This is a genomic window from Phytobacter massiliensis JC163 (assembly GCF_000321045.1).
Lineage (GTDB): Bacteria > Pseudomonadota > Gammaproteobacteria > Enterobacterales > Enterobacteriaceae > Phytobacter_A > Phytobacter_A massiliensis.
In genome coordinates this window covers 1,563,231-1,589,926 of the sequence record NZ_HE578945.1, presented here as the reverse complement: position 1 = coordinate 1,589,926, position 26,696 = coordinate 1,563,231, and the positions used below count along the sequence as shown (strand labels likewise).

26 protein-coding genes and 2 pseudogenes are annotated in these 26,696 nt (G+C 58.1%); 21 read left to right on the top strand and 7 right to left on the bottom strand.

Annotated features, from left to right (window positions below):
• The coding region (locus tag ENTHG_RS07850) for an MFS transporter (RefSeq protein WP_044177615.1) at positions 1-333 on the bottom strand (333 nt) is incomplete at its 3' end.
• 233 nt (positions 334-566) lie between these two features.
• On the opposite strand from ENTHG_RS07850, the gene rimJ reads away from it, so the two are divergent.
• The 4 genes and pseudogenes from rimJ (at position 567) to murJ (ending at position 4,375) form a co-directional block, all read left to right on the top strand.
• Positions 567-1,151 (top strand): ribosomal protein S5-alanine N-acetyltransferase, encoded by a 585-nt coding sequence (rimJ, locus tag ENTHG_RS07845; RefSeq protein WP_044177613.1) that lies wholly within the window; start codon positions 567-569, stop codon positions 1,149-1,151.
• Positions 1,152-1,160: 9 nt separating this feature from the next.
• The gene (locus tag ENTHG_RS07840) at positions 1,161-1,808 is read left to right on the top strand and encodes a YceH family protein (protein ID WP_044177611.1); all 648 of its coding nucleotides are present in this window, start codon (positions 1,161-1,163) and stop codon (positions 1,806-1,808) included.
• Positions 1,809-1,810: 2 nt separating this feature from the next.
• Entirely contained in the window at positions 1,811-2,734 is a 924-nt protein-coding gene (locus tag ENTHG_RS07835; protein ID WP_044177609.1) for a Gfo/Idh/MocA family protein, read from the top strand.
• Positions 2,735-2,838: 104 nt separating this feature from the next.
• Positions 2,839-4,375: pseudogene (gene murJ / locus ENTHG_RS07830) on the top strand (murein biosynthesis integral membrane protein MurJ).
• A gap of 61 nt (positions 4,376-4,436) precedes the next feature.
• On the opposite strand, the gene flgN reads toward murJ, so the two are convergent.
• The 3 genes from flgN to flgA all read right to left on the bottom strand — a co-directional run bounded on the left by flgN (position 4,437) and on the right by flgA (position 5,910).
• Positions 4,437-4,859 carry a flagella biosynthesis chaperone FlgN gene (gene flgN, locus ENTHG_RS07825; RefSeq protein WP_044177607.1) on the bottom strand — a complete coding sequence of 141 codons (423 nt, stop codon included), beginning with the start codon at positions 4,857-4,859 and terminating at the stop codon, positions 4,437-4,439.
• A gap of 3 nt (positions 4,860-4,862) precedes the next feature.
• Entirely contained in the window at positions 4,863-5,156 is a 294-nt protein-coding gene (gene flgM / locus ENTHG_RS07820; RefSeq protein WP_044177605.1) for a flagellar biosynthesis anti-sigma factor FlgM, read from the bottom strand.
• Positions 5,157-5,250: 94 nt separating this feature from the next.
• The gene (flgA, locus tag ENTHG_RS07815) at positions 5,251-5,910 is read right to left on the bottom strand and encodes a flagellar basal body P-ring formation chaperone FlgA (RefSeq protein WP_044177604.1); all 660 of its coding nucleotides are present in this window, start codon (positions 5,908-5,910) and stop codon (positions 5,251-5,253) included.
• 165 nt (positions 5,911-6,075) lie between these two features.
• Here flgA and flgB point away from each other — a divergent pair, with 165 nt between their 5' ends.
• From flgB to flgL, 11 genes are all read left to right on the top strand, one after another.
• The gene (gene flgB, locus ENTHG_RS07810) at positions 6,076-6,492 is read left to right on the top strand and encodes a flagellar basal body rod protein FlgB (protein WP_044177602.1); all 417 of its coding nucleotides are present in this window, start codon (positions 6,076-6,078) and stop codon (positions 6,490-6,492) included.
• A 2-nt stretch (positions 6,493-6,494) separates the two neighbouring features.
• The gene (flgC, locus tag ENTHG_RS07805; protein ID WP_044177600.1) at positions 6,495-6,899 is read left to right on the top strand and encodes a flagellar basal body rod protein FlgC; all 405 of its coding nucleotides are present in this window, start codon (positions 6,495-6,497) and stop codon (positions 6,897-6,899) included.
• 10 nt (positions 6,900-6,909) lie between these two features.
• Entirely contained in the window at positions 6,910-7,593 is a 684-nt protein-coding gene (flgD, locus tag ENTHG_RS07800; protein WP_044177598.1) for a flagellar hook assembly protein FlgD, read from the top strand.
• 26 nt (positions 7,594-7,619) lie between these two features.
• The gene (gene flgE / locus ENTHG_RS07795) at positions 7,620-8,888 is read left to right on the top strand and encodes a flagellar hook protein FlgE (protein ID WP_044177596.1); all 1,269 of its coding nucleotides are present in this window, start codon (positions 7,620-7,622) and stop codon (positions 8,886-8,888) included.
• Positions 8,889-8,908: 20 nt separating this feature from the next.
• Positions 8,909-9,664: a flagellar basal body rod protein FlgF gene (locus ENTHG_RS07790; RefSeq protein ID WP_044177594.1), complete on the top strand. Its 756-nt coding sequence runs from the start codon at positions 8,909-8,911 to the stop codon at positions 9,662-9,664.
• A 15-nt stretch (positions 9,665-9,679) separates the two neighbouring features.
• Complete coding sequence (gene flgG, locus ENTHG_RS07785; RefSeq protein ID WP_044177591.1) at positions 9,680-10,462, top strand: flagellar basal-body rod protein FlgG; 783 nt, start codon at positions 9,680-9,682, stop codon at positions 10,460-10,462.
• Positions 10,463-10,518: 56 nt separating this feature from the next.
• Positions 10,519-11,217, top strand: a complete 699-nt coding sequence (locus tag ENTHG_RS07780) for a flagellar basal body L-ring protein FlgH (RefSeq protein WP_044179129.1) — start codon at positions 10,519-10,521, stop codon at positions 11,215-11,217.
• Positions 11,218-11,229: 12 nt separating this feature from the next.
• Positions 11,230-12,324, top strand: coding sequence for a flagellar basal body P-ring protein FlgI (locus ENTHG_RS07775; protein WP_044177589.1), 1,095 nt, complete (start codon positions 11,230-11,232; stop codon positions 12,322-12,324).
• Positions 12,324-13,280 (top strand): flagellar assembly peptidoglycan hydrolase FlgJ, encoded by a 957-nt coding sequence (flgJ, locus tag ENTHG_RS07770; RefSeq protein ID WP_044177587.1) that lies wholly within the window; start codon positions 12,324-12,326, stop codon positions 13,278-13,280. Before ENTHG_RS07775 ends, flgJ begins: the two co-directional genes overlap by 1 nt.
• Before the next feature lie 76 nt (positions 13,281-13,356).
• On the top strand, positions 13,357-14,997 hold the full coding sequence (flgK, locus tag ENTHG_RS07765; RefSeq protein ID WP_044177585.1) for a flagellar hook-associated protein FlgK: 1,641 nt from the start codon (positions 13,357-13,359) through the stop codon (positions 14,995-14,997).
• Between the two features lie 14 nt (positions 14,998-15,011).
• The gene (gene flgL / locus ENTHG_RS07760) at positions 15,012-15,965 is read left to right on the top strand and encodes a flagellar hook-associated protein FlgL (RefSeq protein WP_044177583.1); all 954 of its coding nucleotides are present in this window, start codon (positions 15,012-15,014) and stop codon (positions 15,963-15,965) included.
• A 75-nt stretch (positions 15,966-16,040) separates the two neighbouring features.
• Here flgL and ENTHG_RS07755 read toward each other — a convergent pair whose 3' ends face one another.
• The gene (locus tag ENTHG_RS07755) at positions 16,041-17,255 is read right to left on the bottom strand and encodes an MFS transporter (protein WP_044177581.1); all 1,215 of its coding nucleotides are present in this window, start codon (positions 17,253-17,255) and stop codon (positions 16,041-16,043) included.
• Between the two features lie 118 nt (positions 17,256-17,373).
• Between ENTHG_RS07755 and ENTHG_RS07750 the strand changes: the two genes are divergently transcribed.
• Positions 17,374-18,312 carry a LysR family transcriptional regulator gene (locus tag ENTHG_RS07750; protein ID WP_044177579.1) on the top strand — a complete coding sequence of 313 codons (939 nt, stop codon included), beginning with the start codon at positions 17,374-17,376 and terminating at the stop codon, positions 18,310-18,312.
• A 38-nt stretch (positions 18,313-18,350) separates the two neighbouring features.
• Here the strand turns inward: ENTHG_RS07750 and rne are convergent, their stop codons facing one another.
• Positions 18,351-21,563, bottom strand: a complete 3,213-nt coding sequence (rne, locus tag ENTHG_RS07745) for a ribonuclease E (protein WP_044177577.1) — start codon at positions 21,561-21,563, stop codon at positions 18,351-18,353.
• A 567-nt stretch (positions 21,564-22,130) separates the two neighbouring features.
• Between rne and rluC the strand changes: the two genes are divergently transcribed.
• Positions 22,131-23,084: a 23S rRNA pseudouridine(955/2504/2580) synthase RluC gene (rluC, locus tag ENTHG_RS07740; protein ID WP_187371637.1), complete on the top strand. Its 954-nt coding sequence runs from the start codon at positions 22,131-22,133 to the stop codon at positions 23,082-23,084.
• A gap of 32 nt (positions 23,085-23,116) precedes the next feature.
• Here the strand turns inward: rluC and ENTHG_RS07735 are convergent, their stop codons facing one another.
• Positions 23,117-23,701 carry a Maf family protein gene (locus ENTHG_RS07735; protein ID WP_044177573.1) on the bottom strand — a complete coding sequence of 195 codons (585 nt, stop codon included), beginning with the start codon at positions 23,699-23,701 and terminating at the stop codon, positions 23,117-23,119.
• Between the two features lie 141 nt (positions 23,702-23,842).
• Between ENTHG_RS07735 and yceD the strand changes: the two genes are divergently transcribed.
• The 4 genes and pseudogenes from yceD (at position 23,843) to ENTHG_RS07715 (ending at position 26,682) form a co-directional block, all read left to right on the top strand.
• Positions 23,843-24,364, top strand: coding sequence for a 23S rRNA accumulation protein YceD (yceD, locus tag ENTHG_RS07730; protein WP_044177571.1), 522 nt, complete (start codon positions 23,843-23,845; stop codon positions 24,362-24,364).
• Between the two features lie 50 nt (positions 24,365-24,414).
• The gene (rpmF, locus tag ENTHG_RS07725) at positions 24,415-24,588 is read left to right on the top strand and encodes a 50S ribosomal protein L32 (protein ID WP_007374494.1); all 174 of its coding nucleotides are present in this window, start codon (positions 24,415-24,417) and stop codon (positions 24,586-24,588) included.
• A gap of 100 nt (positions 24,589-24,688) precedes the next feature.
• Positions 24,689-25,711, top strand: a pseudogene (plsX, locus tag ENTHG_RS07720) (phosphate acyltransferase PlsX); the annotation flags it as partial.
• 17 nt (positions 25,712-25,728) lie between these two features.
• Complete coding sequence (locus tag ENTHG_RS07715; RefSeq protein WP_044177569.1) at positions 25,729-26,682, top strand: beta-ketoacyl-ACP synthase III; 954 nt, start codon at positions 25,729-25,731, stop codon at positions 26,680-26,682.
• The last annotated feature ends 14 nt before the right edge of the window (positions 26,683-26,696 follow it).

Here is a 26,696-nt window from a genome sequence, read left to right as displayed (position 1 = left end):
AAGCCCCGATAAGATGCAGGAGGACCACAGCAGCCATGGCTCATGGGCGATGCCCATGGTGGCAAAACCGGCCGCCCGTAGCAGCATCCCGGTGACAATCAGCGGCTTTGCGCCGAAGCGGTCGGCAATGGCGCCGCCAAACACGCCTAACCCCTGCTGGACGAACTGCCGCAGGCCAAGGGCGATACCCACCATCAGGGCGGCCCAGCCGAGCTGATCGACAAAGCGAATCGAAATAAGCGGAAAAACGACGAAAAAGCCCAGCACCACGAGCATATTATCGACGAGCAGGAAATATTTACCCAGGCTCCTTGCCTGCGAGACGCGTGACATTTCCCCTCCAGGGAAATAAAAAGAGTAGCCTGCTTATTTTGCCGGGTCGCTGATTATTTTCCCATCGTCGTTGCGACAATATTTTTTTATCAAAAGCAGGCTTTAATTCAGACTTCTCATCGAAAGCGGTTTTTGAGGCTAAGAAAATGCAGGTTGGTGTTTTCCCGAAGCGGGCGAGCAAATGTATAGTAAAGGTAAGGGGTTAAAGACGTAACCGTAAGGAGAAGGAATGCATGTTTGGCTATCGCAGTAATGTCCCCAAAGTACGCCTGGTCACCGACAGGCTGGTGGTTCGTTTAGTCCATGAACGGGACGCCTGGCGGCTTGCGGATTATTACGCAGAAAACCGTCAGTTTTTGAAACCGTGGGAACCCGTACGCGATGAGAGCCATTGTTATCCATCGGGCTGGCAGGCTCGCCTTGGCATGATTAATGAGTTTCATAAACAGGGCACTGCCTTTTATTTCGCCTTGCTCGACCCGGAAGAAAAAGAAATTATCGGCGTGGCGAATTTTTCCAACGTCGTCCGCGGCTCCTTTCATGCCTGTTACCTGGGCTACTCCATCGGGCAAAAATGGCAGGGGCAGGGGCTGATGTTCGAGGCGCTCACCGCCGCGATCCGCTATATGCAACGCACGCAACATCTGCATCGTATTATGGCCAACTATATGCCGCATAATCAGCGCAGCGGCGATTTGCTGGCGCGTCTGGGGTTTGAAAAAGAGGGATACGCGAAAGATTATCTCTTGATTGATGGCCGGTGGCGCGACCATGTATTGACCGCGCTGACTACCAAAGAGTGGACCGCGGGTCGTTAAGGAGCAGCTATGAAATATCAGTTAAGCGCGACGGAAGCGCGCGTTATCGGTTGTTTACTGGAAAAACAGGTCACCACGCCAGAGCAGTATCCGCTGTCGGTTAATGGCGTGGTCACCGCCTGTAATCAAAAAACCAACCGCGAGCCGGTGATGAACCTGAGCGAAAGCGAGGTGCAGGATCTGCTCGACGCGCTGGTGAAGCGCCACTATCTGCGCACGGTTAGCGGCTTCGGCAATCGCGTCACCAAGTATGAGCAGCGTTTTTGCAATTCCGAGTTCGGCGATCTCAAACTGAGCGCCGCCGAGGTGGCGCTGGTCACCACGCTGCTGCTGCGCGGCCCGCAAACGCCGGGCGAACTGCGCGGCCGGGCGGCGCGGATGCATGAGTTCGCCGACGTCAGCGAAGTCGAGCAGGCGCTGGAGCGGCTGGCAGAGCGGGAAGACGGCCCCTTCGTGGTACGGCTGCCGCGCGAGCCGGGTAAACGTGAAAGCCGCTATATGCACCTGTTCAGCGGCGATGTGGAAACCTTAATCAATGTGGTTGAGGCGGTCAGTCCGCAGGAGAGCGACCTCACGGCGCGCGTCGAGGCGCTGGAGGCGGAAGTACAAGAGCTTAAGCAGCGGCTGGCGTCTTTACTGGAACATTTGGGAGATTAACCGTGGCAGCATTACGTATTGGGGTAGTGGGGCTTGGCGGGATCGCGCAGAAAGCGTGGCTGCCGGTGCTGGGCGCGGCGACGGACTGGACGCTGGCGGCGGCCTGGTCGCCCACCCGCGAAAAGGCGCAGCGAATCTGTGAAACCTGGCGGATGCCGTACGCCGCCTCTTTACAGGATGTTGCGGCGCAGTGCGACGCGGTTTTTGTGCATACCGCAACCGCGTCGCACTATGCGGTGGTCAGCGAACTCCTCAATGCGGGCGTCCATGTCTGCGTGGATAAGCCGCTGGCGGAAAACCTGCCGGATGCGGAGAAGCTGGTGGAGCTGGCGGCGCGTAAAAAGCTGACGCTTATGGTGGGGTTCAATCGCCGCTTCGCACCGCTCTACCGCCAGCTTAAACAGCATCTCGGCGACGCTGCCTCGTTGCGTATGGATAAGCACCGCGCCGACAGCGTAGGCCCGCATGATTTACGCTTCACCCTGCTGGACGATTACCTGCACGTGGTGGACACCGCGCTCTGGCTTGGCGGCGGCAGCGCGACGCTTGCCAGCGGGACGTTACAGACCAACGATCAGGGGGAAATGGTCTACGCCGAACACCATTTTTCCCGCGGGGGGCTGCACATGACCACCAGTATGCACCGGCGTGCGGGCAGCCAGCGTGAATGGGTGCAGGCGGTAACCGATGGCGGCCTGTATGACATCACCGATATGCGCGAATGGCGTGAGGAGCGCGGTCAGGGCGTTGTGACGTCGCCGGTGCCGGGCTGGCAAAGCACCCTTGAACAGCGCGGCTTTGCCGGATGCGCGCGTCACTTTATCGAATGCGTGCAAAATCAGACGGTTCCTGAAACGGCGGGCGAGCAGGCGATACTGGCGCAGCGCGTGGTGGAGAAGCTGTGGCGCGAGGCGATGAGCGAATAAACTGCTGTTACACATGCCGGTAGAAATTCGCGCGATTCCGGGTAGACTAAGCGCTTCGCTATACCAACGCCTGCTTTGCAGGCGTTGTGCTTATGGAACCATTAATGAATCTTTTAAAATCGCTGGCCGCCGTCAGTTCTATGACCATGTTTTCCCGCGTGCTGGGCTTTGCCCGCGACGCGATTGTGGCGCGGGTTTTTTGGCGCAGGTACGGCGACCGACGCCTTTTTTGTCGCGTTCAAACTGCCGAACCTGCTGCGACGTATTTTCGCCGAGGGGGCGTTTTCCCAGGCGTTTGTGCCGATCCTTGCAGAATATAAAAGCAAGCAGGGCGAGGATGCGACGCGGGTTTTTGTCGCCTACGTGTCGGGCCTGTTAACGCTGGCGCTGGCGGTGGTCACCGTTGCCGGGATGCTGGCGGCCCCCTGGGTCATCATGGCTACCGCACCGGGTTTCGCCAATACGGCTGACAAATTCACGCTGACTACCCAGCTGCTGCGGATTACCTTTCCCTATATTTTGTTAATCTCGCTGGCGTCGCTGGCGGGGGCGATACTGAACACCTGGAACCGGTTTTCTGTTCCGGCATTCGCGCCGACGTTTCTTAACGTCTCTATGATTGGCTTCGCCCTGTTCGGCGCGCCGTACTTTCATCCGCCCGTACTGGCTCTCGCCTGGGCGGTAACGGTGGGCGGCGTATTGCAGCTGGTCTATCAGCTACCGCATCTGAAAAAAATCGGCATGCTGGTGCTGCCGCGGATCAACTTTCGTGACGCCGGGGCGATGCGGGTGGTCAAACAGATGGGGCCTGCCATTCTTGGCGTATCCGTCAGCCAGATTTCGCTCATTATCAATACCATTTTCGCGTCGTTTCTGGTCTCCGGCTCGGTCTCGTGGATGTACTACGCGGATCGCTTAATGGAGTTTCCCTCCGGCGTGCTGGGCGTGGCGCTGGGCACAATTCTGCTGCCGTCGCTGTCGCGCAGCTTTGCCAGCGGCAACCACGATGAATACTGTCGCCTGATGGACTGGGGCCTGCGCCTCTGCTTCCTGCTGGCGTTGCCCAGCGCGGTGGCGCTGGGGATTCTGGCGAAACCGTTAACGGTCTCGCTGTTTCAGTACGGCAAATTCAGCGCCACGGACGCGCTGATGACCCAGAAGGCGCTGGTTGCCTACTCCGTGGGGCTGATGGGGTTAATTGTGGTGAAAGTGCTGGCGCCGGGCTTCTATTCCCGTCAGGACATTAAAACGCCGGTGAAGATCGCCATCGTGACGCTTATCATGACCCAGTTAATGAACCTGGCCTTTATCGGGCCGCTCAGACATGCGGGCCTGGCGCTGTCGATTGGCCTTGCCGCCTGCCTTAACGCCGGGCTGCTCTACTGGCAGCTGCGTCGGCAGAAAATTTTTACCCCGCAGGCCGGGTGGGGCAGTTTTCTGGCACGCCTCATCGTCGCGGTAGTGATTATGGCCGCCGCGCTGCTGGGCATGATGCATATTATGCCTGAGTGGGCGCAGGGCAATATGCTCAGCCGGATATTGCGTTTAATGGTGGTGGTGGTGGCAGGGGTCGTCGCCTACTTCGCAACGCTTGCGCTGCTGGGCTTTCGTCTGAAAGACTTCGCGCGGCGAATCGCATAAACGCCAAAGGGAGTCTGCCTGGCGGCGACTCCCGTCATATCATGTTTACGCCAGCGGCGGGTTAAATGGAGATTTTTTTTCCGCCGCGATTCTGGGTAAACGTCTGGCCGTTTGCGCCGTAGAGCCCCGGCTCCTGGTGCGGCTTGAGCACTTCCAGCGCCTGCTGGTTACGGGCAATCTGTCCTTCAAGCAACCAGCCGTTATGCTGGTTCAGGGAGCGAAGCTGCGCTGTTTTTTCAGTAATTATCTGCCAGCGGCTGGCAACGTCGTCGTTGGCGCTGGTTTGCACTTTTTGCGCCGCCCGACGCTGCTGTTCAAGGTAATCCAGCGTGGCGAGCAAAGAGCTTTTCTCTTCGGTGATACGCTGCAACGCGCTGCCATTGATATGGCCTGCGGAAAGCTGTTTTTGCTCAGCATCCATCACGTCTTTCAACGCGTTCAGGATAACTGTCATCTGATCGAGAATATCTGACAGTTGATTCATACCTTATTTACTCTGTAAGTAACTCTGCACTTCATTAAGCAGGGCGTCAGCGATTTTGCCCGTATCCATTTTCAGCTCGCCGTTACGGATAGCGGTTTTCAGCTGTTCTACGCGCTCCATATTGATATCGCCAGTGCCTGGCTGCATCAGTTTTGACTGCGCGTCGCTGAGCTTCACGCTGGCGCTGTTCTGGGCGGCAGATTTTTCCACGCGTACTTTTGCGGCCTGCGGGTCGCTGGTCTCACGCGGCTGTACGGTGCTGACCGGCTTTAAAGGCGATGTACGATCAATGCTCATAGTCTTGTCCTCATTGAGGTTTTCCGGCGTAAAGGGCCAGATTTCTTCAGTCGTTGCTTATTTATCGGCAGCGGGCGCGAATTCTTTAAAAAGATTACAGGTTAATCAGAATATTCCCATCAGCGCCGACCGTACCGCTAACGATTTGCCCCGAGGACATGCGTACGCGGGCGCTTTGCGCCACCGCCGCATTATTAAGCGCCTGTCCTTCACCATTCACGCTAAACCCGTCGCCGTTGGCAATCACCTGGACGCGCTGGCCCGCCTTAACGCGCCATGCCTGGCGCAGCATTGTCAACTGAACGGGCTGGCCGGGGGCAAGATCGCGCAGGGTGATGGCGTCCTGCGCCTGGCTGATATCCAGCATTGTTCTGGGCGGCAGCTGATCGAGCCGACCGCGCGCCAGCTTCACGCTGCCGGGCGACAACGCGCCACCGCGCGCGACTGGCTGCGCCGCGACCACATAATTGCCCGTCGCCTGGACGTTCACCTGCAGATAGCGTTTCTCATTATTGCAGCGGGCGAGCACATTCACATTACCCCACAGTTTAGCACTGCCCGTCACGCTCAGGGCTGGCTGTTCGCAGGCGGGATAAAGATTCTGCGGGGTACGAATGGTCACCGCCACTTCATCGCTGAATCCCGCCAGCCTCTGGGCAAAAAAGGTGGTGAGCTGCGCCTGTAGATCCTGCGCCGTCACGAGCGGGCTTAAACAGAGTAGTGTCGCGGCTAAACCGCCTCGTAACGCCTTCATCACGGACTCCTGCCTGTCAGGGATTAAGTTGATGGCAGGATTTTACCCGTCTGGCGATTCTTTCAACGCAATAAATAGCGACGCATTTTGCGCTTATTCCAGCGATCGTGCGCGCGTAAGGCGATTTAAGCTGTTGGCTAAATAATTGTCATTTGTGGAGAAGCCATGCTCGACAAACTCGATGCCAACTTACGCTTTCAGCAAGAGGCGCTGAACCTGACCGCCCGGCGGCAGGAAATTCTATCCGCCAACATCGCCAATGCCGACACCCCCGGGTATCAGGCGCGCGATATTGATTTTGCCAGTGAACTGAAAAAAGTCATGGAGCGTGGACGGACCGAGGCAAGCGGCGTCTCGCTGGCGCTGACCTCAAGCCGCCACATTCCGGCGCAGGCTATCTCCGCCGCGCCAGAAGATCTGCTGTATCGCATTCCTGACCAGCCCTCTCTGGATGGCAACACCGTGGATATGGACCGCGAGCGGACCCAGTTCGCCGACAACAGCGTGAAATATCAGACAGGGCTGACCGTGCTGGGCGGACAAATCAAAAGCATGTTGACCGTACTGCAGGGGAATAACTAACCATGGCATTGCTGAATATTTTCGATATCGCCGGTTCGGCGATGGCTGCGCAGTCTCAGCGTCTGAACGTGGCAGCCAGCAACCTGGCCAACGCCGACAGCGTCACCGGCCCGGACGGACAGCCTTATCGCGCAAAGCAGGTCGTTTTTCAGGTCGATGCTCCGGTGGGGCAGGCAACCGGCGGCGTCAAAGTGGCCGGCGTTGTTGAAAGCCAGGCGCCGGACAAGCTGGTTTATGAACCCGGCAACCCGCTGGCCGACGCGAACGGCTACGTCAAGATGCCGAACGTCGATGTCGTGGGTGAGATGGTGAACACCATGTCCGCGTCGCGCAGCTATCAGGCGAACGTGGAAGTGCTCAACACCGTCAAGAACATGATGCTCAAAACGCTAACGCTCGGCCAGTAAGGAGACCCCCATGTCCATCGCGGTAAACATGAATGACGCCACCAGCGGCGTTAGCTCAACCAGCACAAGCAGCAACGGCTCATCGCTGACCACCAGCAGCGCTTCCGACCTGCAAAGCAGCTTTTTAACGCTGCTGGTCGCCCAGTTGAAAAACCAGGACCCGACCAACCCGTTACAGAACAATGAGCTGACCTCGCAGCTTGCGCAGATCAGCACCCTTAACGGTATTGAAAAACTCAACACCACGCTGGGCTCAATCTCCGGTCAGATTGATAACAACCAGTCAATGCAGGCCAGCACCCTGATTGGTCATGGCGTTATGGTGCCGGGCGCGACGGTACTGGCTGGCAACTCTACCACTACGCCATTTGGCGTCGAGCTGGAGCAGGCCGCCGAAAAAGTCACGGCCACCATCACCAATAAAGATAACGTCGTGGTGCAAACCATCGACCTTGGCGGTCTGAGCGCGGGCGTTCACACCTTTAGCTGGGACGGCAAGCTGACCGATGGCACCACCGCTATCGACGGTTCTTACAAAGTTTCCATCGCGGCAAGCACGGGCACCACGCAGCTGGTGGCGCAGCCGTTGCAGTATGCGGTTGTGCAGGCCGTAACCCGCACGGATGACGGCAGCAAGTTAGATCTGGGTACGTACGGTACTACTACGCTCGACGAAGTTCGGCAGATTATTTAAGCCTTAACACTTATCAGGAGTAAGTCATGGCCTTTTCTCAAGCGGTCAGCGGTCTGAATGCTGCGGCCACCAACCTCGATGTCATCGGTAACAACATCGCCAACTCCGCCACCTATGGCTTTAAATCCGGCACTGCGTCTTTCGCTGACATGTTCGCCGGTTCCAAAGTAGGCCTGGGCGTGAAAGTAGCGGGGATTACCCAGGATTTTAACGATGGCACCACCACTAACACCGGCCGCGGACTTGACGTCGCCATCAGCCAGAACGGCTTTTTCCGCGTCGTAGACGCCAACGGCTCTGTTTACTACAGCCGTAACGGCCAGTTCAAGCTGGATGAAAACCGCAATCTGGTCAACATGCAGGGCCTGGCGGTGACCGGCTATCCGGCAGCGGGCACGCCGCCGACCATTCAGCAGGGGGCGAACCCTACCGGGATCACTATTCCTAACACCCTGATGTCGGCGAAAACCACCACCACCGCAGCGATGCAGATCAACCTGAACTCCTCGGACGCCGTTCCGACCGTGGCTACCTTCAATCCGGAAAACTCCAGCAGCTTCAACAAAAAAGGCTCGATCACCGTCTTCGATACCCAGGGTAACGCCCATGACATGAACATCTATTATGTCAAAACCGCAAACAACAAATGGGATGTCTGGACGCAGGACGCCAGCGTAGCGGGCACCACGCCGGCAAAAGCGGCGCAGATGAGCTTTGATAACAACGGCAACCTGGAGGGTGTTTATAACTACACGGCAGGCGCGACCGCAGGCACCTGGAATCTGAGCACTACCGCAAACGCTAACCCGCAGATTCAGGTTACCACTGGCGCGCTGAACGGGGCAGTTCCCGCGAACTTCTCCCTGAGCTTCCTCAACTCAATGCAGCAGAACACCGGCGCCAACAACATCGTCGGCACCACCCAGAACGGCTACAGACCGGGCGACCTGGTGAGCTACCAGATTAACGATGATGGCACGGTGGTGGGCAACTACTCCAACGAGCAGAACCAGGTGCTGGGGCAAATCGTACTGGCAAACTTTGCCAACAACGAAGGCCTGCAGTCCGAAGGCGACAACATGTGGTCCGCCACCCAGGCCTCCGGCGTTGCGCTGCTGGGCACCGCGGGCACCGGCAACTTCGGCACGCTGACCAACGGCGCGCTGGAAGCCTCGAACGTGGACCTGAGTAAAGAACTGGTGAATATGATCGTCGCGCAGCGTAACTATCAGTCCAACGCGCAGACCATCAAAACCCAGGATCAGATCCTTAACACGCTGGTTAACCTGCGTTAATCGCCTGACGGGATGGCTTAATGGATCACGCAATATATACCGCGATGGGCGCTGCCAGCCAGACGCTGAACCAGCAGGCTGTGACCGCCAACAACCTGGCCAACGCCTCCACGCCGGGCTTTCGCGCCCAGCTCAACGCGCTGCGCGCGGTGCCGGTGGAAGGGCTCTCTCTGCCAACCCGTACGCTGGTAGTGGAGTCGACGCCGGGGGCGGATATGTCTCAGGGCGAGATGAACTACACCTCCCGCCCGCTGGACGTCGCACTCCAGCAGGATGGCTGGCTGGCGGTGCAGGGCGCGGACGGCAGCGAAGGATATACCCGTAACGGGAATATCCAGGTCAGCCCGACCGGGCAACTGACCATTCAGGGGCACCCGGTTATCGGCGAGGCGGGTCCTATCGCCGTACCGGAAGGCTCACAGGTAACCATCGCCTCTGACGGCACCATCTCCGCCCTGACGCCGGGCGATCCGCCCAATACCGTGTCGCCGGTGGGTAAGCTCAAGCTGGTGAAGGCGGATGGCAAAGAGGTGGTGCGCGGCGATGACGGGCTGTTTCGTCTGAGCCAGGCCGCTCAGGCCACCCGTGGCCCGGTTTTACAGCCCGATCCTGGCATCCGCGTCATGTCCGGCGTGCTGGAGGGCAGTAACGTAAAACCGGTGGCGGCAATGGCAGATATGATTGCCAGCGCCCGCCGCTTTGAAATGCAAATGAAGGTTATCGGCAGCGTGGATGAAAACGCGCAGCGCGCCAACCAGCTACTGTCCATGACCTGATAAACGGGAATTTTTATGATTGGTTCATTATGGATCGCGAAAACCGGCCTTGACGCACAGCAGACCAATATGGACGTTATCGCCAACAACCTGGCGAACGTCAGCACCAATGGTTTCAAACGTCAGCGCGCGGTATTTGAAGACCTGCTCTACCAGACCATTCGCCAGCCAGGCGCGCAGTCTTCTGAGCAGACTAACCTGCCTTCCGGCCTGCAGCTCGGCACCGGCGTGCGTCCTGTCGCCACCGAGCGTTTGCACAGCCAGGGTAACCTGTCCCAGACCAACAACAGCAAAGACGTTGCTATCAAAGGCGAGGGGTTTTTCCAGGTTCTGCTGCCGGACGGCACGTCCGCTTATACCCGTGATGGCTCGTTCCAGGTCGATCAGAACGGCCAGCTGGTTACCGCTGGCGGCTTCCAGGTACAGCCAGCAATCACCATCCCGGCCAATACCCTGAGCATTACCATTGGACGCGACGGTGTGGTGAGCGCGACCCAGCAGGGCGCGGCGGCGCCGGTGCAGGTTGGCCAGCTTAATCTGACCACCTTTATGAATGATACCGGTCTGGAAAGCATCGGCGAGAACCTGTACATCGAAACGCAGGCGTCGGGCGCGCCGAATGACTCCACGCCGGGTCTCAACGGCGCGGGTTTGCTGTACCAGGGGTTTGTTGAAACCTCCAACGTAAACGTGGCGGAAGAGCTGGTGAATATGATCCAGGTTCAGCGCGCTTATGAAATCAACAGCAAAGCGGTATCGACCACCGATCAGATGCTGCAGAAACTGACGCAACTCTAAGGGCTATCCGGCGCGGTAAACGCCGTGCCGGACCCCTGATTTCGAAGATGAATGTGATGCAAAAAAACGCCGCGGGCCGCTACCCCCTGTTAGCTTTACTGGCACTGACCCTCTCTGGCTGTGCCTGGGTTCCTTCAACGCCGCTGGTGCAGGGCGCGACCACCGCGCAGCCGACGCCGGGGCCGGTTCCCGTCGTCAACGGTTCGATCTATCAGAGCGCGCAGCCGATTAACTACGGCTATCAACCGCTGTTTGAAGATCGTCGCCCGCGTAACGTGGGGGATACGCTGACCATCGTTCTGCAGGAGAACGTCAGCGCCAGCAAAAGTTCATCTGCTAATGCCAGCCGCGACGGGAAAACCAGCTTCGGCATGGAGACCACGCCGCGTTATCTGGAAGGGCTGTTTGGCAATGCGCGGGCCGATATCGAAAGCGCCGGCAGCAATGGTTTTAACGGCAAAGGCGGCGCCAACGCCAGCAATACCTTTAACGGCACGCTCACCGTCACGGTCGATCAGGTGCTGATTAATGGCAATTTACATGTGGTGGGTGAAAAACAGATCGCCATCAACCAGGGCACTGAGTTCATCCGCTTCTCGGGTGTCGTGAACCCACGCACCATCAGCGGCAGCAATACCGTTCCGTCCACCCAGGTGGCGGATGCGCGCATCGAGTATGTCGGCAACGGCTATATCAACGAAGCGCAGAATATGGGCTGGCTGCAGCGTTTCTTCCTTAACTTATCGCCGATGTAACCGGGGTGAATTATGTTTAAATATCTGGCTGGAATCGCGCTTGCGCTGGTGGCGACCTTCGCCCAGGCTGACCGCATCCGGGACCTCACCAGTGTACAGGGCGTACGTGAAAACTCCTTAATCGGCTACGGGCTGGTGGTTGGCCTTGACGGGACGGGCGACCAGACCACCCAGACGCCGTTTACCACCCAGAGCCTGAATAACATGCTCTCGCAGATGGGGATCACCGTTCCGGCGGGCACCAACATGCAGCTCAAAAACGTGGCGGCGGTGATGGTCACCGCGCAGCTTCCCGCTTTTGGCCGCCAGGGGCAGACGATTGACGTTGTGGTCTCCTCAATGGGTAACGCCAAAAGCCTGCGCGGCGGTACGCTGCTGATGACGCCGCTGAAAGGGGTCGACAGTCAGGTCTACGCGCTGGCGCAGGGCAACATTCTGGTCGGCGGCGCGGGCGCGTCGGCGGGCGGGAGCAGCGTGGCGGTGAACCAGCTTAACGGCGGGCGCATCACCGGCGGCGCGGTCATCGAGCGCGAGCTTCCCTCTCAATTCGGCAACGGCAATACCATCAACCTGCAGCTGAACCAGGACGACTTTACCATGGCGCAGCAGATTGCCGACACCATCAACCGTCGCGGCATGGGCGGCGCGACCGCGCTCGATGCCCGTACCGTACAGGTGCGTGTGCCGACAGGCGGCAGCTCGCAGGTGCGGATGCTGGCCGATATCCAGAATCTCGAAGTGGGCGTTGCGCCGCAGGATGCCAAAATCGTCATTAACTCGCGCACCGGGTCAGTGGTCATGAACCGTGAGGTTACGCTGGATAACTGCGCCGTGGCGCAGGGCAACCTCTCCGTCACCGTCAACCAGAGCGCCAACGTCAGCCAGCCGAATACGCCGTTTGGCGGCGGCCAGACGGTCGTTACGCCGCAAACGCAGATTGACCTGCGCCAGAGCGGCGGTTCGCTGCAGAGCATCCGCTCCAGCGCCAACCTCAACAGCGTAGTGCGGGCGTTGAACGCCCTGGGCGCGACGCCGATCGATTTGATGTCTATTTTGCAGTCGATGCAGAGCGCGGGCTGCCTGCGCGCGAAGCTGGAGATTATCTGATGCTGACCGACAGCCGACTGATGACGAGCGCGGCATGGGACGCGCAGTCGCTAAATGAACTGAAAACCAAAGCGGGGCAGGACCCGCAGGCCAACCTGCGTCCGGTCGCCCGCCAGGTCGAGGGGATGTTCGTGCAGATGATGCTGAAAAGCATGCGCGACGCCCTGCCGAAAGACGGTTTGTTTAGCAGCGACTCAACGCGGCTGTACACCAGCATGTATGACCAGCAAATTGCCCAGCAGATGACGGCGGGCAAGGGGCTGGGGCTGGCGGATATGATGGTTCAGCAGATGGGGGGCGGCCAGGCCGCCGTCGAGCCCGGCGAACAGATCCAGCAGGTGCCGATGAAGTTCGATCTGCAGACCGTCAACACCCTGCAAAACCAGGCGCTGAATCAGATGGTACGCAAAGCGGTGCCGAAAGCGCCGGAAACCAACGATGTGCCGCTCAGCGGCGACAGCAAAGATTTCCTGGCCCAGCTTTCGCTGCCTGCGCGTCTCGCCAGTCAGCAAAGCGGCGTGCCGCATCATCTTATCCTGGCGCAGGCGGCGCTGGAGTCCGGCTGGGGTCAGCGGCAAATTCCCCGGGAAGATGGTCAGCCAAGCTTTAACATTTTTGGCATCAAAGCTACGTCAGGCTGGAAAGGGCCGACGACTGAAATCACCACCACGGAATACGAGAACGGCGAAGCGAAGAAGATCAAAGCGAAATTCCGCGTCTACGGCTCGTATCTGGAAGCGCTGTCCGACTATGTCGGCATGCTGACCCGCAACCCGCGCTATGCGGCGGTTACCACGGCGGCGACGGCGGAGCAGGGGGCGCAGGCGCTGCAAAGCGCCGGTTATGCGACCGATCCGAAGTATGCCCAGAAACTGACCAGCATGATTCAGCAGCTTAAATCAATGGGCGAGAAGGTCAGTAAAGCCTACAGCAATGACATTGAAAATCTGTTCTGAAATGACTCAAGTTCAGCTCAGGGTTGCCGATAATCGTTAGCAGGACTGATGTCTTAAAAGTTTAAAAGGAACCTCCATGAGTAGCTTGATTAACAGCGCCATGAGCGGGCTGAACGCAGCCCAGGCCGCGCTTAATACCACCAGTAATAACATTTCAAGTTATAACGTGGCGGGTTATACCCGTCAGACGACGGTGATCTCCGCGGCGAACAGTACGCTGGGCGCTGGCGGCTGGGTCGGCAACGGCGCTTACGTATCCGGCATACAGCGGGAATACGATGCGTTTATCACCAACCAGTTACGGGCGGCGCAGACGCAGAGCAGCGGCCTGACGACGCGCTATGAGCAGATGTCGAAAATTGACGATGTGCTTTCCGGCACGACTAATACGCTGTCGACGACCCTGCAAAGCTTTTTCTCCAGCCTGCAAACGCTGGTGAGCAACGCCGAAGATCCGGCGGCCCGCCAGAGCCTGCTCGGTAAAGCGGATGCGCTGGTTAACCAGTTTAAGGTGACCGATCAGTATCTGCGCGACCAGGACAAGCAGGTTAATATCTCTGTCGCCTCAAGCGTTGATCAGATCAATAACTACAGCAAGCAAATAGCCAACCTCAACAATCAGATCTCCCGTCTGACGGGCGTCGGCGCGGGCGCGTCGCCAAACGATCTGCTGGATCAGCGCGACCAGCTGGTCAGCGAGCTGAACAAAATTGTTGGCGTGGAAGTGAGCGTTCAGGATAACAATACCTTCAACGTCACCATGGCCAATGGCTATACGCTGGTGCAGGGCAGCAACGCCCGGCAGCTGGCGGCGGTGCCGTCAAGCGCCGACCCTTCCCGCACGACGGTGGCGTATGTCGACCCGATTGCCGGGAATATCGAAATCCCGGAAAAACTGATCAATACCGGCTCGTTGGGCGGGCTGCTCTCTTTCCGCGCCCAGGATCTGGACCAGGCGCGTAATACGCTGGGGCAGATGGCGCTCTCCTTCGCCGATGCCTTCAACACGCAGCACAAAGCGGGTTTTGACGCTAACGGCGATAAAGGGACCAACTTCTTTGCTGTCGGTAGCCCTTCCGCATTAAGCAATGGGAAAAATACCGGCGGCGCAACGCTGGCCCCCACGGTAGCGGACAGCACGCAGATCAAGGCCACGGATTACAACCTCACCTATGACGGTTCGAAATGGAACGTGACGCGTCTGGCGGACAACACCACCTTTACGGTGACGCCGACCGGCTCCAGTAACCTCTATTTCGACGGCCTGAAGGTGAAAGTCTCCGGCAGTGCCGATAAGAACGACAGCTTTACCGTCAAGCCGGTAGCGAATGCCATCGTGAATATGGACGTCGCTATTTCGGATGAATCAAAAATCGCCATGGCGGAGAGCGCGACCTCAGGCGAGAGCGATAACAAAAACGGCCAGGCGCTGCTTGACCTGCAGAACGCCAAAAAAGTGGGCGGCTCAAAAACCTTTAACGACGCCTACGCCGCGCTGGTCAGCTCTGTCGGCACCACGACCTCCACGCTGAAAACCAGCAGCACCACGCAGACCAACGTGGTGACGCAGTTGAGCAATCAGCAGCAGTCTATCTCCGGCGTCAACCTGGATGAGGAGTACGGCAACCTGCAACGCTATCAGCAATATTATCTTGCCAACGCGCAGGTGCTGCAGACCGCCAGCACGCTGTTCGATGCGCTGCTGAATATACGCTAAGTAAGAGGTGAGTGATGCGTATTAGTACTCAGATGATGTATGAACAAAACATGCGCGGTATTACCAGCTCGCAAAGCAAGTGGCTGGAATATGGCGAGCAGATGTCCACCGGACAGCGCGTGAATAAGCCTTCTGACGATCCTATTGCCGCCTCGCAGGCGGTGGTGGTTTCGCAGGCGCAGGAACAGAACGATCAATACAAACTGGCGCGGACTTTCGCTAACCAGAAAATTTCCCTGGAAGAGAGCGTACTGCAGCAGGCGACCGGCGCTATCACCGCCGCACACTCGTCAGTGGTCGCGGCCGCTAACGGCACCCTGAGCGACGATGACCGCGCCTCTATGGCGACGCAGCTGCAGGGGCTTCGCGATCAGCTGATGAACCTTGCCAACAGCACCGACGGTAATGGCCGCTATATTTTTGGCGGCTATAAAACCGCCGATGCGCCATTCGACGCGAAAACCGGCGCGTACAACGGCGGCACCGAAGCGATTACGCAAAAAGTGGATGCTGCCCGTACGATGGTAATTGCCCATACCGGCGATGAAGTGTTCAACCACATCAGCAGTAACGCCATTCCCGAGCCGGATGGTAAACCGTCGCAGACCAACGTCTTTAACATTCTGGACGATGCGATTAAGGCGCTGAATGTGCCCGTAGCCGGTAACGCCGCAGCGCAGGCCACATCTCAGGCGGCGCTGGATAAGGCGAACCGTGGGCTGAATAACGCCCTCAACAACGTCTCAAGCGTGCGTGCTGAACTGGGGACACAGCTGGATGAGCTGACCAAACTGGATACGCTGGGCGACGATCGCGCGCTGTCATTAAAAACGCAGATGAGCAGCCTGGTGGACGTAGACTGGAACGAGGCTATCTCCTCTTACACCATGCAGCAGGCGGCATTGCAGGCTTCTTACAAAGCATTCAGCGATATGCAGGGGATGTCTCTGTTCCAGCTGAATAAATAAGTTTTCATTTTGGACATGTCTGGAAACTGGAGCATGTTCGGTGTGCCCGCCCCGTAACCCGGAGCGGGCCTTTTTTTATCCTGGATTACGCATCCCGGCCTGTACGCGGCGGTTATCAAATACCCGGATAGCCAGCGCAACGAGCCCCGTCAGCGCCGCCAGCGCCACCACGCCTGACCAGCCCGCCATGCTGTAGACCTTACTTCCCAGCGCAGAGCCCGCCGCCATGCCGACAAAGACCACGGTGAACAGCAGCGCATTAAGCCTGCCACGCGCCTGCGGCTCCAGGCCATACACCAGATTCTGGTGCGCGACGAGGCTGGATTGCAGCCCCAGATCAAAGCCGATAGCCGACACCGCAATCACCGCCAGCTGAGCATGCGGCGGCAAAAACGGCAGGGTAAACATCAGCGCGAACGAGGCGGTTACCAGCATCGCGCCTAACTGCGTGACCTTTTCCGCGCCGACCTTATCCGCCAGACCACCGGCCAGCGGGGCGGCCAGCGCGCCAGCGGCACCGGCGATACCAAAGGTGCCCGCCACGGCGCTGCCAAGCTGATATTTCTCCAGCAGCATCACCGCAAGCGTTGACCAGAAGGCGCTAAAGGCGACAGATAAAAATCCCTGGGCGAAGGCGGCGCGACGCAGGGCAGGGTAACGCTGCCAGAGATGAGCCACTGATTTCATCAGCGCCGGATAGCTCAGCGTCGAATGGGTCGCAAAGCGCGGCAGCACAGACCACATCAGTACGCCAATAAATGCGATGCTGACGGCGGCTAGCTGGAACATCACCCGCCAGCCAAAAGCAGCACCGACAAAACCGCTTACCGTACGCGAAAGAAGTATACCCAGCAGCAGACCGGTCATTACCGTCCCGACGGTTTTACCCTGCTTGCCTGCCGGGGCGAGGATCGCCGCGGCGGGAACGATATCCTGCGCCATCGTGGCGGCCATGCCGATAAGCAGGCTCACCAGCAGCAGCGCCGGAAAGTGCGCGGTCAGGCTACAGACCAGCAGCAGCAGCGCCAGCGCCGCGCTTTTTAACAGTATTAAACGACGGCGATCGTAGCGATCCCCCAGCGGCAGCAGAAAGAGAATGCCCAGCGCGTAGCCCGCCTGGGTGAGCGTCGGCACCAGCCCCATGCCGTTAACCGTCAGGTGCAGGTCGCTGCCCATCAGCGGCAACAACGGCTGTGAATAGTAGATTGCGGCCACGCTAAAACCCGCCCCCAGCGCCAGCGCGAGGATTATCCACTGGCTGGCATGTAGGGGTTGTGAATGACGGTTCATTGTTTTACCTCGGGGTTTGTCTGAAAGAGTGTGACGCTATTTTTTACCTTTCCGGCGTAGCGCGGTAGCCAGCGCGGTGGTAAAACGGTTATACGTGAAACGTATAACGAGAGCTAAAATGGTGCGGACAGAACGTATAGACCGCGTTGACCTGATGCGCACGCTGGTGCGCATCGTAGAAGCCGGTTCGCTGTCGGCGGCAGCACGCCAGCTTAATACGACCCAGGCGACGGTCAGCCGCCGTCTGCAATCCCTTGAAACGCTGCTGGGGGTCAAGCTGCTGCTGCGTACAACCCATGCGATGAAACTGACTGACGATGGAGAGCGCTGCTACCAGCATGCGCGCAGGGTCATAGATGCCTGGCTTGCGCTGGAGGATGAACTCAGCCAGACCGAAGATGAGCCGGTTGGTATGCTGCGTGTCCGCGCCCCGCATGCGTTTGGTCAGCAACAGCTGCTGGTGCCGCTTACCCGCTTTCTTGAGCGTTATCCGCAGCTCACCGTGGAGTGGATGCTGAACGATAAATCGGTCAACTTCCTGAGTGACAATATCGACTGCGCCATCCGCGTGGGCGCGGAGGTGGACCCGGCGACCGTATCGGTACAGCTGGCGGAGGTGCCGCGTACGCTGGTGGCCGCCCCGGCTCTGCTGGCGCGCTTTCCCGCGGTGAAAACCCCGAAGCAGCTTGGCGAGATGCCGTGGGTGGCCCTGAGCAGCTTCTATCAGCATGAAATCGCGATAACCCACAGCCTTAGCGGCGAGCAGGCCCGGGTCGCCATCGCCCCGCGCCTCTATACTGACAGCCTCTACGCGGCGCGTAATACCGCCCTGGCTGGCCTCGGCGTGACGATTGTCTCAAGCTGGGCGGTGGAAGAGGATATCCAGCACGGCCTGCTGACGCCGCTGCTCCCGGAGTGGCAGATTGCGCCATTGCCTGTCCATCTGGTCTATCCCTGGGCGCGCTATTACCCGGCCCGTCTGCGGATGTTTCTGCAGCTGATGCGTGAAGTGATGCCCGGTCTGAGCGGGATGCGCCAGCCAGAATCGCGGGCATAAAAAAGCCGACCCGAAGGTCGGCTTGTTAACGCGGTACGTTATTCAACGCCCGGACGCGTGGCCGGCGCGCTGGCGGCATGGGTGGCGCTATGGCCGCCTGCGGAACCTTTACCTTCAAAGTTAAAGGCAGGGCGTACCCAGTCGCTTTGACGCGGCGCTTCCGGTACGTAATCCGGCGCGGGCGCTTTAGTCATTGGCGCTGTGGCATGGCTGACTGCTTTCACCTCAACAGGCTCGGCGGCTTTAACCACCGGCTCGGCGGCTGGCGTCTGCGGCTCAACGGGCACGTCGGCTGTTTCAACCGCCTGCTCAGCCGGTTGCGCTTGCGTCGCGGCCTGCTCTACTGGCGCTGCGACAGGCGCTGGCTGCGGTGCTTCGCGGGTCTGCTCCTCAGACGCCTGAACCGGCTCGCTTTCTGCTGGCTCGGCCGCCTGAGCGACTTCCTCAGCCACCGGACGATCTTCTTCGGCAATCAGCTCTGGCTGAGCGGCAACCGGTGCGGCAATCACCTCAGGATGGGTAGTGTCGACCGCAGCAGGTTGCGGCTCGATAACCGGCGCCTGCGGCGTAACCACAGTCGGCTCGTCCTCGGCAGCCGGAGTCTGCACAACCGGCTGCTGCTCCTGAGCGGTGACAAGCTGTGCTTCGGCTACCATCGGCGCGATATCGGCATCATGCTGCTCAGTAGCAACCTGCTGCTCCTGTACCTCATTTTGCGCACGGGGGACAGGATAACGAATCCACACCTTACCGGAAGCCATTTCCGGCGATGCGCAGGCAACGGCCAGCGGCATGGCGGACTGGGTCGGATAACGCTCATCACGATAGCGACGACGGCGCTGACCGCTCACGCGCAGGTGGCGCGGCGAACGACGAGAGCGACGCGGCATACCGGCGTTATCACGGTTTTCCGTTTCATCCTGCTCAGAGGCGGTATCCACAACGGCAGGCAGATCCCGTTTCGCAAGCTCGGTACGCGGGGCCGGAGCCTCGTTAACCTGCGGCTCAACGGCAACGGCCTCTTCCTGCGCAACCGGCGTCTGCGCGTCTTCAATACGCACTTTCTGAGCCAGCTGGCGCTGTTTACGACGCGGCAGCACCTGAACGCGCTCTTCCTGCTCGCTTTCAACCTGAGGCTGCTCTTCATGGTTCAGCGCCTGAACTTCTTTTTGCGCCTGACGTTTTTCATCGCTGTTACGGCGACGGTTACGCTCGCGACGCGGCTGCTGTTCATCGCGCTGCTTGCCTTTTTCAGCCTCTTCTACCACAACCGGCTGGCGGGCTTCGCGGGTCTCGGCGTTCTGCTGCGGTTTCTCACGACGGTTACGACGGTTCTCGTCGCGGCCTTCACGGGGTTCGCGGCCTTCGCCTTCGGCACGGTTGTCACGGCGCTCATTGCGATCGCGACGGTTGTTCTGACGCGGTTTACGGCGCTCAGACTGACGCTCCTGCTTCTCCTCTTTCTTCTCTTCCGCAACGGCGGCCGGGGCAGGGGTATCATTACCGGCAAAGAGGTTCTTGAGGGCAGTGAACAGGCGGCTCAGCAGGCCCGGCGCAGCAGGTGCTGGCGCGGTTGTTGTCTGAGCAGGGGCCTGATGCGGTTTTTCGACAGGCGCAGCGGGCGCTGGCGGCGCAGGCGGTACGTCCGGCATCACAAAGGTGGCCAGTGCCGGTTGTTCAGGGCGTTTACGCTCGGCGAACTCGTCCTCTGACGGCATCGCCATCTCTTCTTCATGCAGCTTCGGCAGCATGTAGCTGAGGGTAGAGGTCTCTTCGCCTTTACGTACGCGCAGCACCGAGTAGTGCGGCGTTTCCATCTGATCGTTCGGCACGATAACGCAGCGCACGCCGCCCTGACGGGCTTCGATAGCGCTCACCGCCGCCCGTTTTTCGTTCAGCAGATAGGAGGCAATCGGCACCGGAACGATGGCGTGCACTTCCTGGGTGTTCTCTTTCAGCGCTTCTTCTTCAATCAGACGCAGAATGGAGAGGGAGAGTGATTCGTTGTCGCGGATGGTGCCTGTGCCGCTACAGCGCGGGCAGACGTGGTGGCTGGATTCGCCAAGCGACGGGCTCAGGCGCTGGCGGGACATCTCCAGCAGGCCAAAGCGGGAAATATGGCTGATCTGAATACGCGCCCGGTCCTGACGCACCGCTTCGCGCAGGCGGTTTTCAACCGCACGCTGGTGGCGTACCGGGGTCATATCGATAAAGTCGATAACAATCAGGCCGCCCAGGTCACGTAGACGCAGCTGACGGGCAATCTCATCCGCCGCTTCCAGGTTGGTATTAAAGGCGGTCTCTTCGATATCGCCGCCGCGGGTTGCGCGCGCGGAGTTGATGTCGATAGCGGTTAACGCTTCGGTGGTATCAATAACGATGGAGCCGCCGGAAGGCAGACGCACTTCACGCTGGAAGGCGGATTCGATTTGCGACTCGATCTGATAGTGGCTGAACAGCGGAATTTCACCGGTGTACAGTTTGATTTTGCTGCTGAAATCCGGACGGCCCAGCGCGGCGATATGCTGACGCGCCATCTCCATCACTTTCGGATTATCGATAAGGATTTCACCGATATCCTGGCGCAGGTAATCGCGGAAAGCGCGCACGATGACGTTGCTCTCCTGGTGAATCAGGAACGGAGCAGGGCGGCTTTCGGCCGCTTTCTGGATAGCTTCCCAGTGCTTGAGGCGGAAGCTTAAGTCCCACTGCAAGGCTTCGGCGGACTTGCCCACGCCTGCGGTACGGACAATAAGGCCCATGCCGTCCGGCAGTTCAAGACTGGCCAGCGCCTCTTTGAGTTCGGTACGATCGTCGCCTTCAATACGACGGGAGATGCCGCCCGCGCGCGGGTTGTTCGGCATCAGCACCAGATAGCTCCCTGCCAGGCTGATAAAGGTAGTTAGCGCAGCGCCTTTGTTGCCGCGCTCTTCTTTATCAATCTGGACAATAACTTCCTGGCCTTCGCGCAATACATCTTTGATATTGGGGCGGCCATGAGCGTTGTAATGAGCGGGGAAGTATTCGCGGGCGATTTCTTTGAGGGGGAGGAAACCATGACGCTCGGCGCCGTAATCGACAAACGCGGCTTCAAGGCTGGGTTCAATGCGGGTGATTTTACCTTTATAGATGTTCGCTTTTTTCTGTTCGTGTCCTGGGCTTTCGATATCCAGATCGTACAGGCGCTGCCCATCCACAAGGGCGACACGCAACTCTTCTTGCTGAGTTGCGTTGATTAACATTCTTTTCATCGTAACTTACTCATTATTCTTACATTGACGACTAAGCTGCGGGCATAGTGACGCCTTTCCGGGGTGAACCGATGGCCTCGTGACTGTTCACGTCGCCAACCTCACGGTTGTCGCTCGCTTAAGAGGCGCAGTGTGTCGGTTGCCTGTATTTCCTGTGGAAAACACAGCGCAATTATCTGGGGAACAGCCTGGGAAAACTCTCCAGAGAAGATTCCATCTACCGGTAAGGACTGCAACCCGCAGCCCGCTAACTGCCTGAAAGTCCAATACGTCTTACGCCATTGCTGCGTGTATGGTCGGACAGGCAAAACTGGTCATTCCGCAAAATTGCTTGTTTTAACAAGATTCAACACGGAAAACTGCAACATTATTCCTTGCGAACCTTCTTATAGCAAGCGCACTTTTACCTTTTATCACCCGGTTACTCACAGTTTTTTCACTTTTGTCTGGTGATTGGTTTATTAACCACCAGTACGGTGATAAACGAAGCCGCGCGAGTTCAAAAGTAAATATAAGCACAGAAAAATGAGTGGCGCTATTGTGCGACGCTATTTAGAATCGCCTCCCATGAAAACTGAGACTCCATCCGTAAAAATCGTTGCTATTACCGCTGATGAAGCGGGGCAACGCATCGACAACTTTTTGCGCACCCAGTTAAAAGGGGTGCCGAAGAGCATGATTTACCGCATTTTGCGTAAAGGCGAGGTGCGGGTGAATAAAAAACGCATCAAGCCTGAATATAAGCTCGAAGACGGCGATGAGGTCCGTATTCCGCCCGTTCGCGTAGCGGAAAAAGAGGAAGACGCCGTTTCGCCGCATCTGCAAAAAGTGGCGGCGTTAAGCGATGTTATTCTTTATGAAGACGATCATATTCTGGTGCTGAATAAGCCTTCCGGAACTGCGGTTCATGGCGGCAGCGGCTTAAGCTTCGGCGTGATTGAGGGGCTGCGGGCGCTGCGCCCGGAGGCGCGTTTTCTGGAGCTCGTGCATCGTCTCGACCGCGATACCTCCGGCGTGCTGCTGGTCGCGAAAAAGCGCTCTGCGCTACGCGCGCTTCATGAGCAGCTGCGCGACAAAGGCATGCAGAAAGATTACCTGGCGCTGGTGCGCGGGCAGTGGCAGTCTCACGTCAAAGTCGTGCAGGCGCCGCTGCTGAAAAACATTCTGCAAAGCGGCGAGCGTATTGTTCGCGTTAACAGCGAAGGCAAACCGTCTGAGACGCGCTTTAAGGTGGAAGAGCGCTACGCCTTCGCCACGCTGGTGCGCTGCAGTCCGGTGACCGGGCGTACCCATCAGATTCGCGTTCATACGCAGCATGCAGGCCATCCTATCGCTTTTGATGACCGCTACGGCGACCGTGAATTCGATAAGCAGCTTGCCGGCACGGGGCTGTCGCGCCTGTTCCTGCACGCGGCGGCGCTCAAGTTTACCCACCCCGGCACCGGGGAAGTGATGCGCATTGAAGCGCCGCTTGATAATGGCTTAAAACGCTGTCTTGCAGCGTTACGCAATAGCGCCTGAGACGTTGCGGGCGGCGTGATGCCGCCCGTACCTTATGCGGTAAGGGGGTTGTAGTGCTCCCGGCGCAGCATCTGGCAGAGGGCAATCAGCGGCAGCCCAACCAGCGTGTTAGGGTCGCGGCCATCGAGTTTCTCAAACAGCGCAATCCCCATTCCCTCACTTTTAAAACTACCGGCACAGTTAAGCGGACGCTCTTTACGGATATAGTCGTCGATCTCCTGCTCGCTTAAATGACGGAAGTGCACGTCGAAAGGTTCACACTCCGTTTGCAGATGGCCGCTGGCGCTATTATAAAGCGCCAGACCGGTATAAAAGGTTACGATGCAACCGCGCGCTTTCATTAATTGAAGACGCGCGTTTTCTTCGCTGTGCGGCTTGCCGGTTATTTCACCGTCGATCACGCAAACCTGATCGGAGCCTATAATCAAATGCGCGGGGAAGCGGGCGGCCAGCGACTGCGCTTTCTCCTGCGCCAGACGCTGCACCAGCTGACGCGGAGACTCGCCCGGCCGTGGGGTTTCATCGACCTCTGGCGCGGCGCACTCAAAAGGCAGGCCGAGTTTTTCCAGCAGCGTGCGGCGGTAGACCGAAGTGGAGGCAAGAACGAGATTTGGCATATTTTTATCACCAGATATAGCGTAACAGTGCCAGCCATTTTAAACTACAGGCCGCAATGTGTGCGAATAAATGGCAAAAGGCAGCCCGGGGTTGCCTTTTTCTTTGACTCTATGACATTACAAAGTTAATATGCGCGCCCTATGCAAAAGGTAAAATTACCCCTGACTCTCGATCCGGTTCGCACGGCTCAAAAACGCCTCGATTATCAGGGCATTTATATGCCCGATCAGGTTGAGCGTGTCGCCGAATCAGTAGTCAGTGTGGACAGTGATGTAGAATGCGCTATGTCGTTCGCTATCGACAACCAACGTCTCGCCGTCATTACAGGCGATGCGAAGGTCACGGTATCACTCGAATGTCAGCGTTGCGGTAAGCCATTCAGCCATCAGGTTCACACAACGTATTGTTTTAGTCCCGTCCGTTCCGACGAACAGGCTGAAGCACTGCCGGAAGCGTACGAGCCGATTGAGGTTAACGAATTCGGTGAAATCGATCTGCTGGCAATGGTAGAAGATGAAATCATCCTCTCCCTGCCGGTAGTTCCGGTGCATGATTCTGAACACTGTGAAGTGTCCGAGGCGGACATGGTCTTTGGTGAATTGCCTGACGAAGCGCAAAAGCCAAACCCATTTGCCGTATTAGCCAGCTTAAAGCGTAAGTAACAGGTGTTCCCTGTTTTGCAGGGATGAACCGTAATTGAGGAGTAAGGTCCATGGCCGTACAACAGAATAAACCAACCCGTTCCAAACGTGGCATGCGTCGTTCCCATGACGCGCTGACCGCAGTCACCAGCCTGTCTGTAGACAAAACTTCTGGTGAAACCCACCTGCGTCACCACATCACCGCCGACGGTTTTTACCGCGGTCGCAAGGTAATCACTAAGTAATCGCGCCGCGCTCTTTCGCTTGCGCTGCGTGAGAGAAAGGGTCCAAGCGTGATAGAACTTAGTGAGGATTTCCCCGTGTAAGCGGGGAGATACCGATACCTTGGCTCGTCTAACCCTGGCGTTAGATGTCATGGGGGGCGATTTTGGCCCTTCCGTGACGGTGCCTGCAGCTTTGCAGGCACTGACTTCTAATTCGCATCTTAATCTTCTTTTGGTCGGCGATCCCGACGCTATCACACCATTGCTCGCTAAAGCTGATTTCGAGCAGCGTTCGCGCTTGCTCATTGTTCCTGCACAGTCAGTTATCGCCAGCGATGCGCGTCCTTCGCAGGCTGTCCGCAATAGTCGCGGCAGCTCAATGCGGGTGGCGCTGGAGCTTGTAAAAGAAGGGCGTGCCGGCGCCTGCGTCAGCGCCGGGAATACCGGCGCGCTGATGGGGCTGGCAAAAATGCTGCTCAAGCCTATCGAGGGTATTGAGCGCCCGGCGCTGGTGACGGTATTACCGCATCAGCTCAAGGGCAAAACCGTGGTGCTCGATCTGGGCGCCAACGTTGATTGCGACGGCAAAATGCTGGCGCAGTTTGCGGTAATGGGCGCCGTAATGGCGGAAGAGATCGTCGGGATCGCCAATCCCCGCGTGGCCCTGCTCAATATTGGCGAAGAGGAGACCAAGGGGCATGAAAGTATTCATGCCGCCGCTGCTCTTCTGAAATCGGTTCCGGGCATTAACTATATTGGTTATCTCGAAGCGAATGAATTACTCACCGGCAAAACCGATGTGCTGGTTTGTGATGGTTTTACGGGCAACGTCACATTAAAAACGATGGAAGGCGTTGTCAGAATGTTTCTTTCACTGCTGAAATCTCAGGGTGAGGGTAAAAAACGGTCGTGGTGGCTGATTTTATTAAAACGTTGGTTACAAAAAAGCCTGAGCAGGCGATTCAGTCACCTCAACCCCGACCAGTATAATGGCGCCTGTCTGTTAGGATTGCGCGGCACGGTGATTAAGAGTCATGGTGCGGCCAATCAGCGAGCCTTTACCGTCGCGATAGAACAGGCAGTGCAGGCGGTGCAGCGGCAAGTTCCCAAGCGAATTGCCGCTCGCCTGGAATCTGTGTTACCGGAAAAGACTGAGCGTACATGCATACAAAGATTATTGGTACCGGCAGCTATCTGCCTGAACAAGTACGAACTAACGCCGATCTGGAGAAGATGGTGGATACGTCTGACGAGTGGATTGTCACCCGTACAGGGATCCGTGAACGCCGCATCGCCGCGCCTGATGAAACGGTTTCTACCATGGGTTATGAAGCCGCTAAGCGCGCGCTCGACATGGCTGGCGTCAGCGCTGAAGATATTGGCCTGATCATTGTCGCTACCACCTCTGCGACCCATGCTTTCCCAAGCTCTGCCTGTCAGGTTCAGAGCATGCTTGGCATCAAAGGCTGCCCGGCGTTTGACGTTGCCGCAGCCTGCGCGGGCTTTACTTACGCGCTGAGCATCGCCGATCAGTATGTTAAATCCGGCGCGGTAAAAAATGCGCTGGTTATCGGTTCTGACGTGCTGGCGCGCACCTGCGACCCGGAAGATCGCGGGACGATTATTATTTTTGGCGACGGCGCTGGCGCGGTCGTGCTTGGCGCATCCGAAGAACCCGGTATCATCTCCACGCATCTTCATGCTGACGGCAGCTACGGCGCGCTTCTGACGCTGCCTAATGCCGATCGCGTGAACCCGGAAAGCTCCATCTACCTGACCATGGCGGGCAACGAGGTCTTCAAAGTGGCGGTCACCGAACTGTCCCGCATCGTTGAAGAGACCCTTGCCGCGAATAATCTTGAGCGTAGCGCGCTCGACTGGCTGGTGCCGCACCAGGCTAACCTGCGGATCATTAGCGCGACGGCGAAAAAACTGGGTATGTCGATGGACAACGTTGTGGTGACCCTGGATCGTCACGGCAACACCTCCGCGGCGTCCGTTCCCTGCGCGCTGGACGAAGCCGTTCGCGATGGCCGCATTAAGAAAGGCCAACTGATTCTGCTGGAAGCCTTCGGCGGTGGTTTCACCTGGGGTTCCGCGCTGGTTCGTTTCTAGTATCAAGGATATAA

Coding starts and splice junctions, on each gene's coding strand:
- ENTHG_RS07840 (WP_044177611.1), top strand. CDS start 1,161: ATGAAATATCAGTTAAGCGCGACGGAAGCGCGCGTTATCGGTTGTTTA.
- ENTHG_RS07750 (WP_044177579.1), top strand. CDS start 17,374: ATGGTGCGGACAGAACGTATAGACCGCGTTGACCTGATGCGCACGCTG.
- flgN (WP_044177607.1), bottom strand. CDS start 4,859: ATGAATCAACTGTCAGATATTCTCGATCAGATGACAGTTATCCTGAAC.
- flgD (WP_044177598.1), top strand. CDS start 6,910: ATGTCCATCGCGGTAAACATGAATGACGCCACCAGCGGCGTTAGCTCA.
- ENTHG_RS07775 (WP_044177589.1), top strand. CDS start 11,230: ATGTTTAAATATCTGGCTGGAATCGCGCTTGCGCTGGTGGCGACCTTC.
- flgE (WP_044177596.1), top strand. CDS start 7,620: ATGGCCTTTTCTCAAGCGGTCAGCGGTCTGAATGCTGCGGCCACCAAC.
- rimJ (WP_044177613.1), top strand. CDS start 567: ATGTTTGGCTATCGCAGTAATGTCCCCAAAGTACGCCTGGTCACCGAC.
- flgK (WP_044177585.1), top strand. CDS start 13,357: ATGAGTAGCTTGATTAACAGCGCCATGAGCGGGCTGAACGCAGCCCAG.
- rluC (WP_187371637.1), top strand. CDS start 22,131: ATGAAAACTGAGACTCCATCCGTAAAAATCGTTGCTATTACCGCTGAT.
- ENTHG_RS07735 (WP_044177573.1), bottom strand. CDS start 23,701: ATGCCAAATCTCGTTCTTGCCTCCACTTCGGTCTACCGCCGCACGCTG.
- yceD (WP_044177571.1), top strand. CDS start 23,843: ATGCAAAAGGTAAAATTACCCCTGACTCTCGATCCGGTTCGCACGGCT.
- flgL (WP_044177583.1), top strand. CDS start 15,012: ATGCGTATTAGTACTCAGATGATGTATGAACAAAACATGCGCGGTATT.
- ENTHG_RS07780 (WP_044179129.1), top strand. CDS start 10,519: ATGCAAAAAAACGCCGCGGGCCGCTACCCCCTGTTAGCTTTACTGGCA.
- flgB (WP_044177602.1), top strand. CDS start 6,076: ATGCTCGACAAACTCGATGCCAACTTACGCTTTCAGCAAGAGGCGCTG.
- flgJ (WP_044177587.1), top strand. CDS start 12,324: ATGCTGACCGACAGCCGACTGATGACGAGCGCGGCATGGGACGCGCAG.
- flgG (WP_044177591.1), top strand. CDS start 9,680: ATGATTGGTTCATTATGGATCGCGAAAACCGGCCTTGACGCACAGCAG.
- rne (WP_044177577.1), bottom strand. CDS start 21,563: ATGAAAAGAATGTTAATCAACGCAACTCAGCAAGAAGAGTTGCGTGTC.
- ENTHG_RS07790 (WP_044177594.1), top strand. CDS start 8,909: ATGGATCACGCAATATATACCGCGATGGGCGCTGCCAGCCAGACGCTG.
- ENTHG_RS07755 (WP_044177581.1), bottom strand. CDS start 17,255: ATGAACCGTCATTCACAACCCCTACATGCCAGCCAGTGGATAATCCTC.
- ENTHG_RS07715 (WP_044177569.1), top strand. CDS start 25,729: ATGCATACAAAGATTATTGGTACCGGCAGCTATCTGCCTGAACAAGTA.
- flgM (WP_044177605.1), bottom strand. CDS start 5,156: ATGAGCATTGATCGTACATCGCCTTTAAAGCCGGTCAGCACCGTACAG.
- flgC (WP_044177600.1), top strand. CDS start 6,495: ATGGCATTGCTGAATATTTTCGATATCGCCGGTTCGGCGATGGCTGCG.
- flgA (WP_044177604.1), bottom strand. CDS start 5,910: ATGAAGGCGTTACGAGGCGGTTTAGCCGCGACACTACTCTGTTTAAGC.
- rpmF (WP_007374494.1), top strand. CDS start 24,415: ATGGCCGTACAACAGAATAAACCAACCCGTTCCAAACGTGGCATGCGT.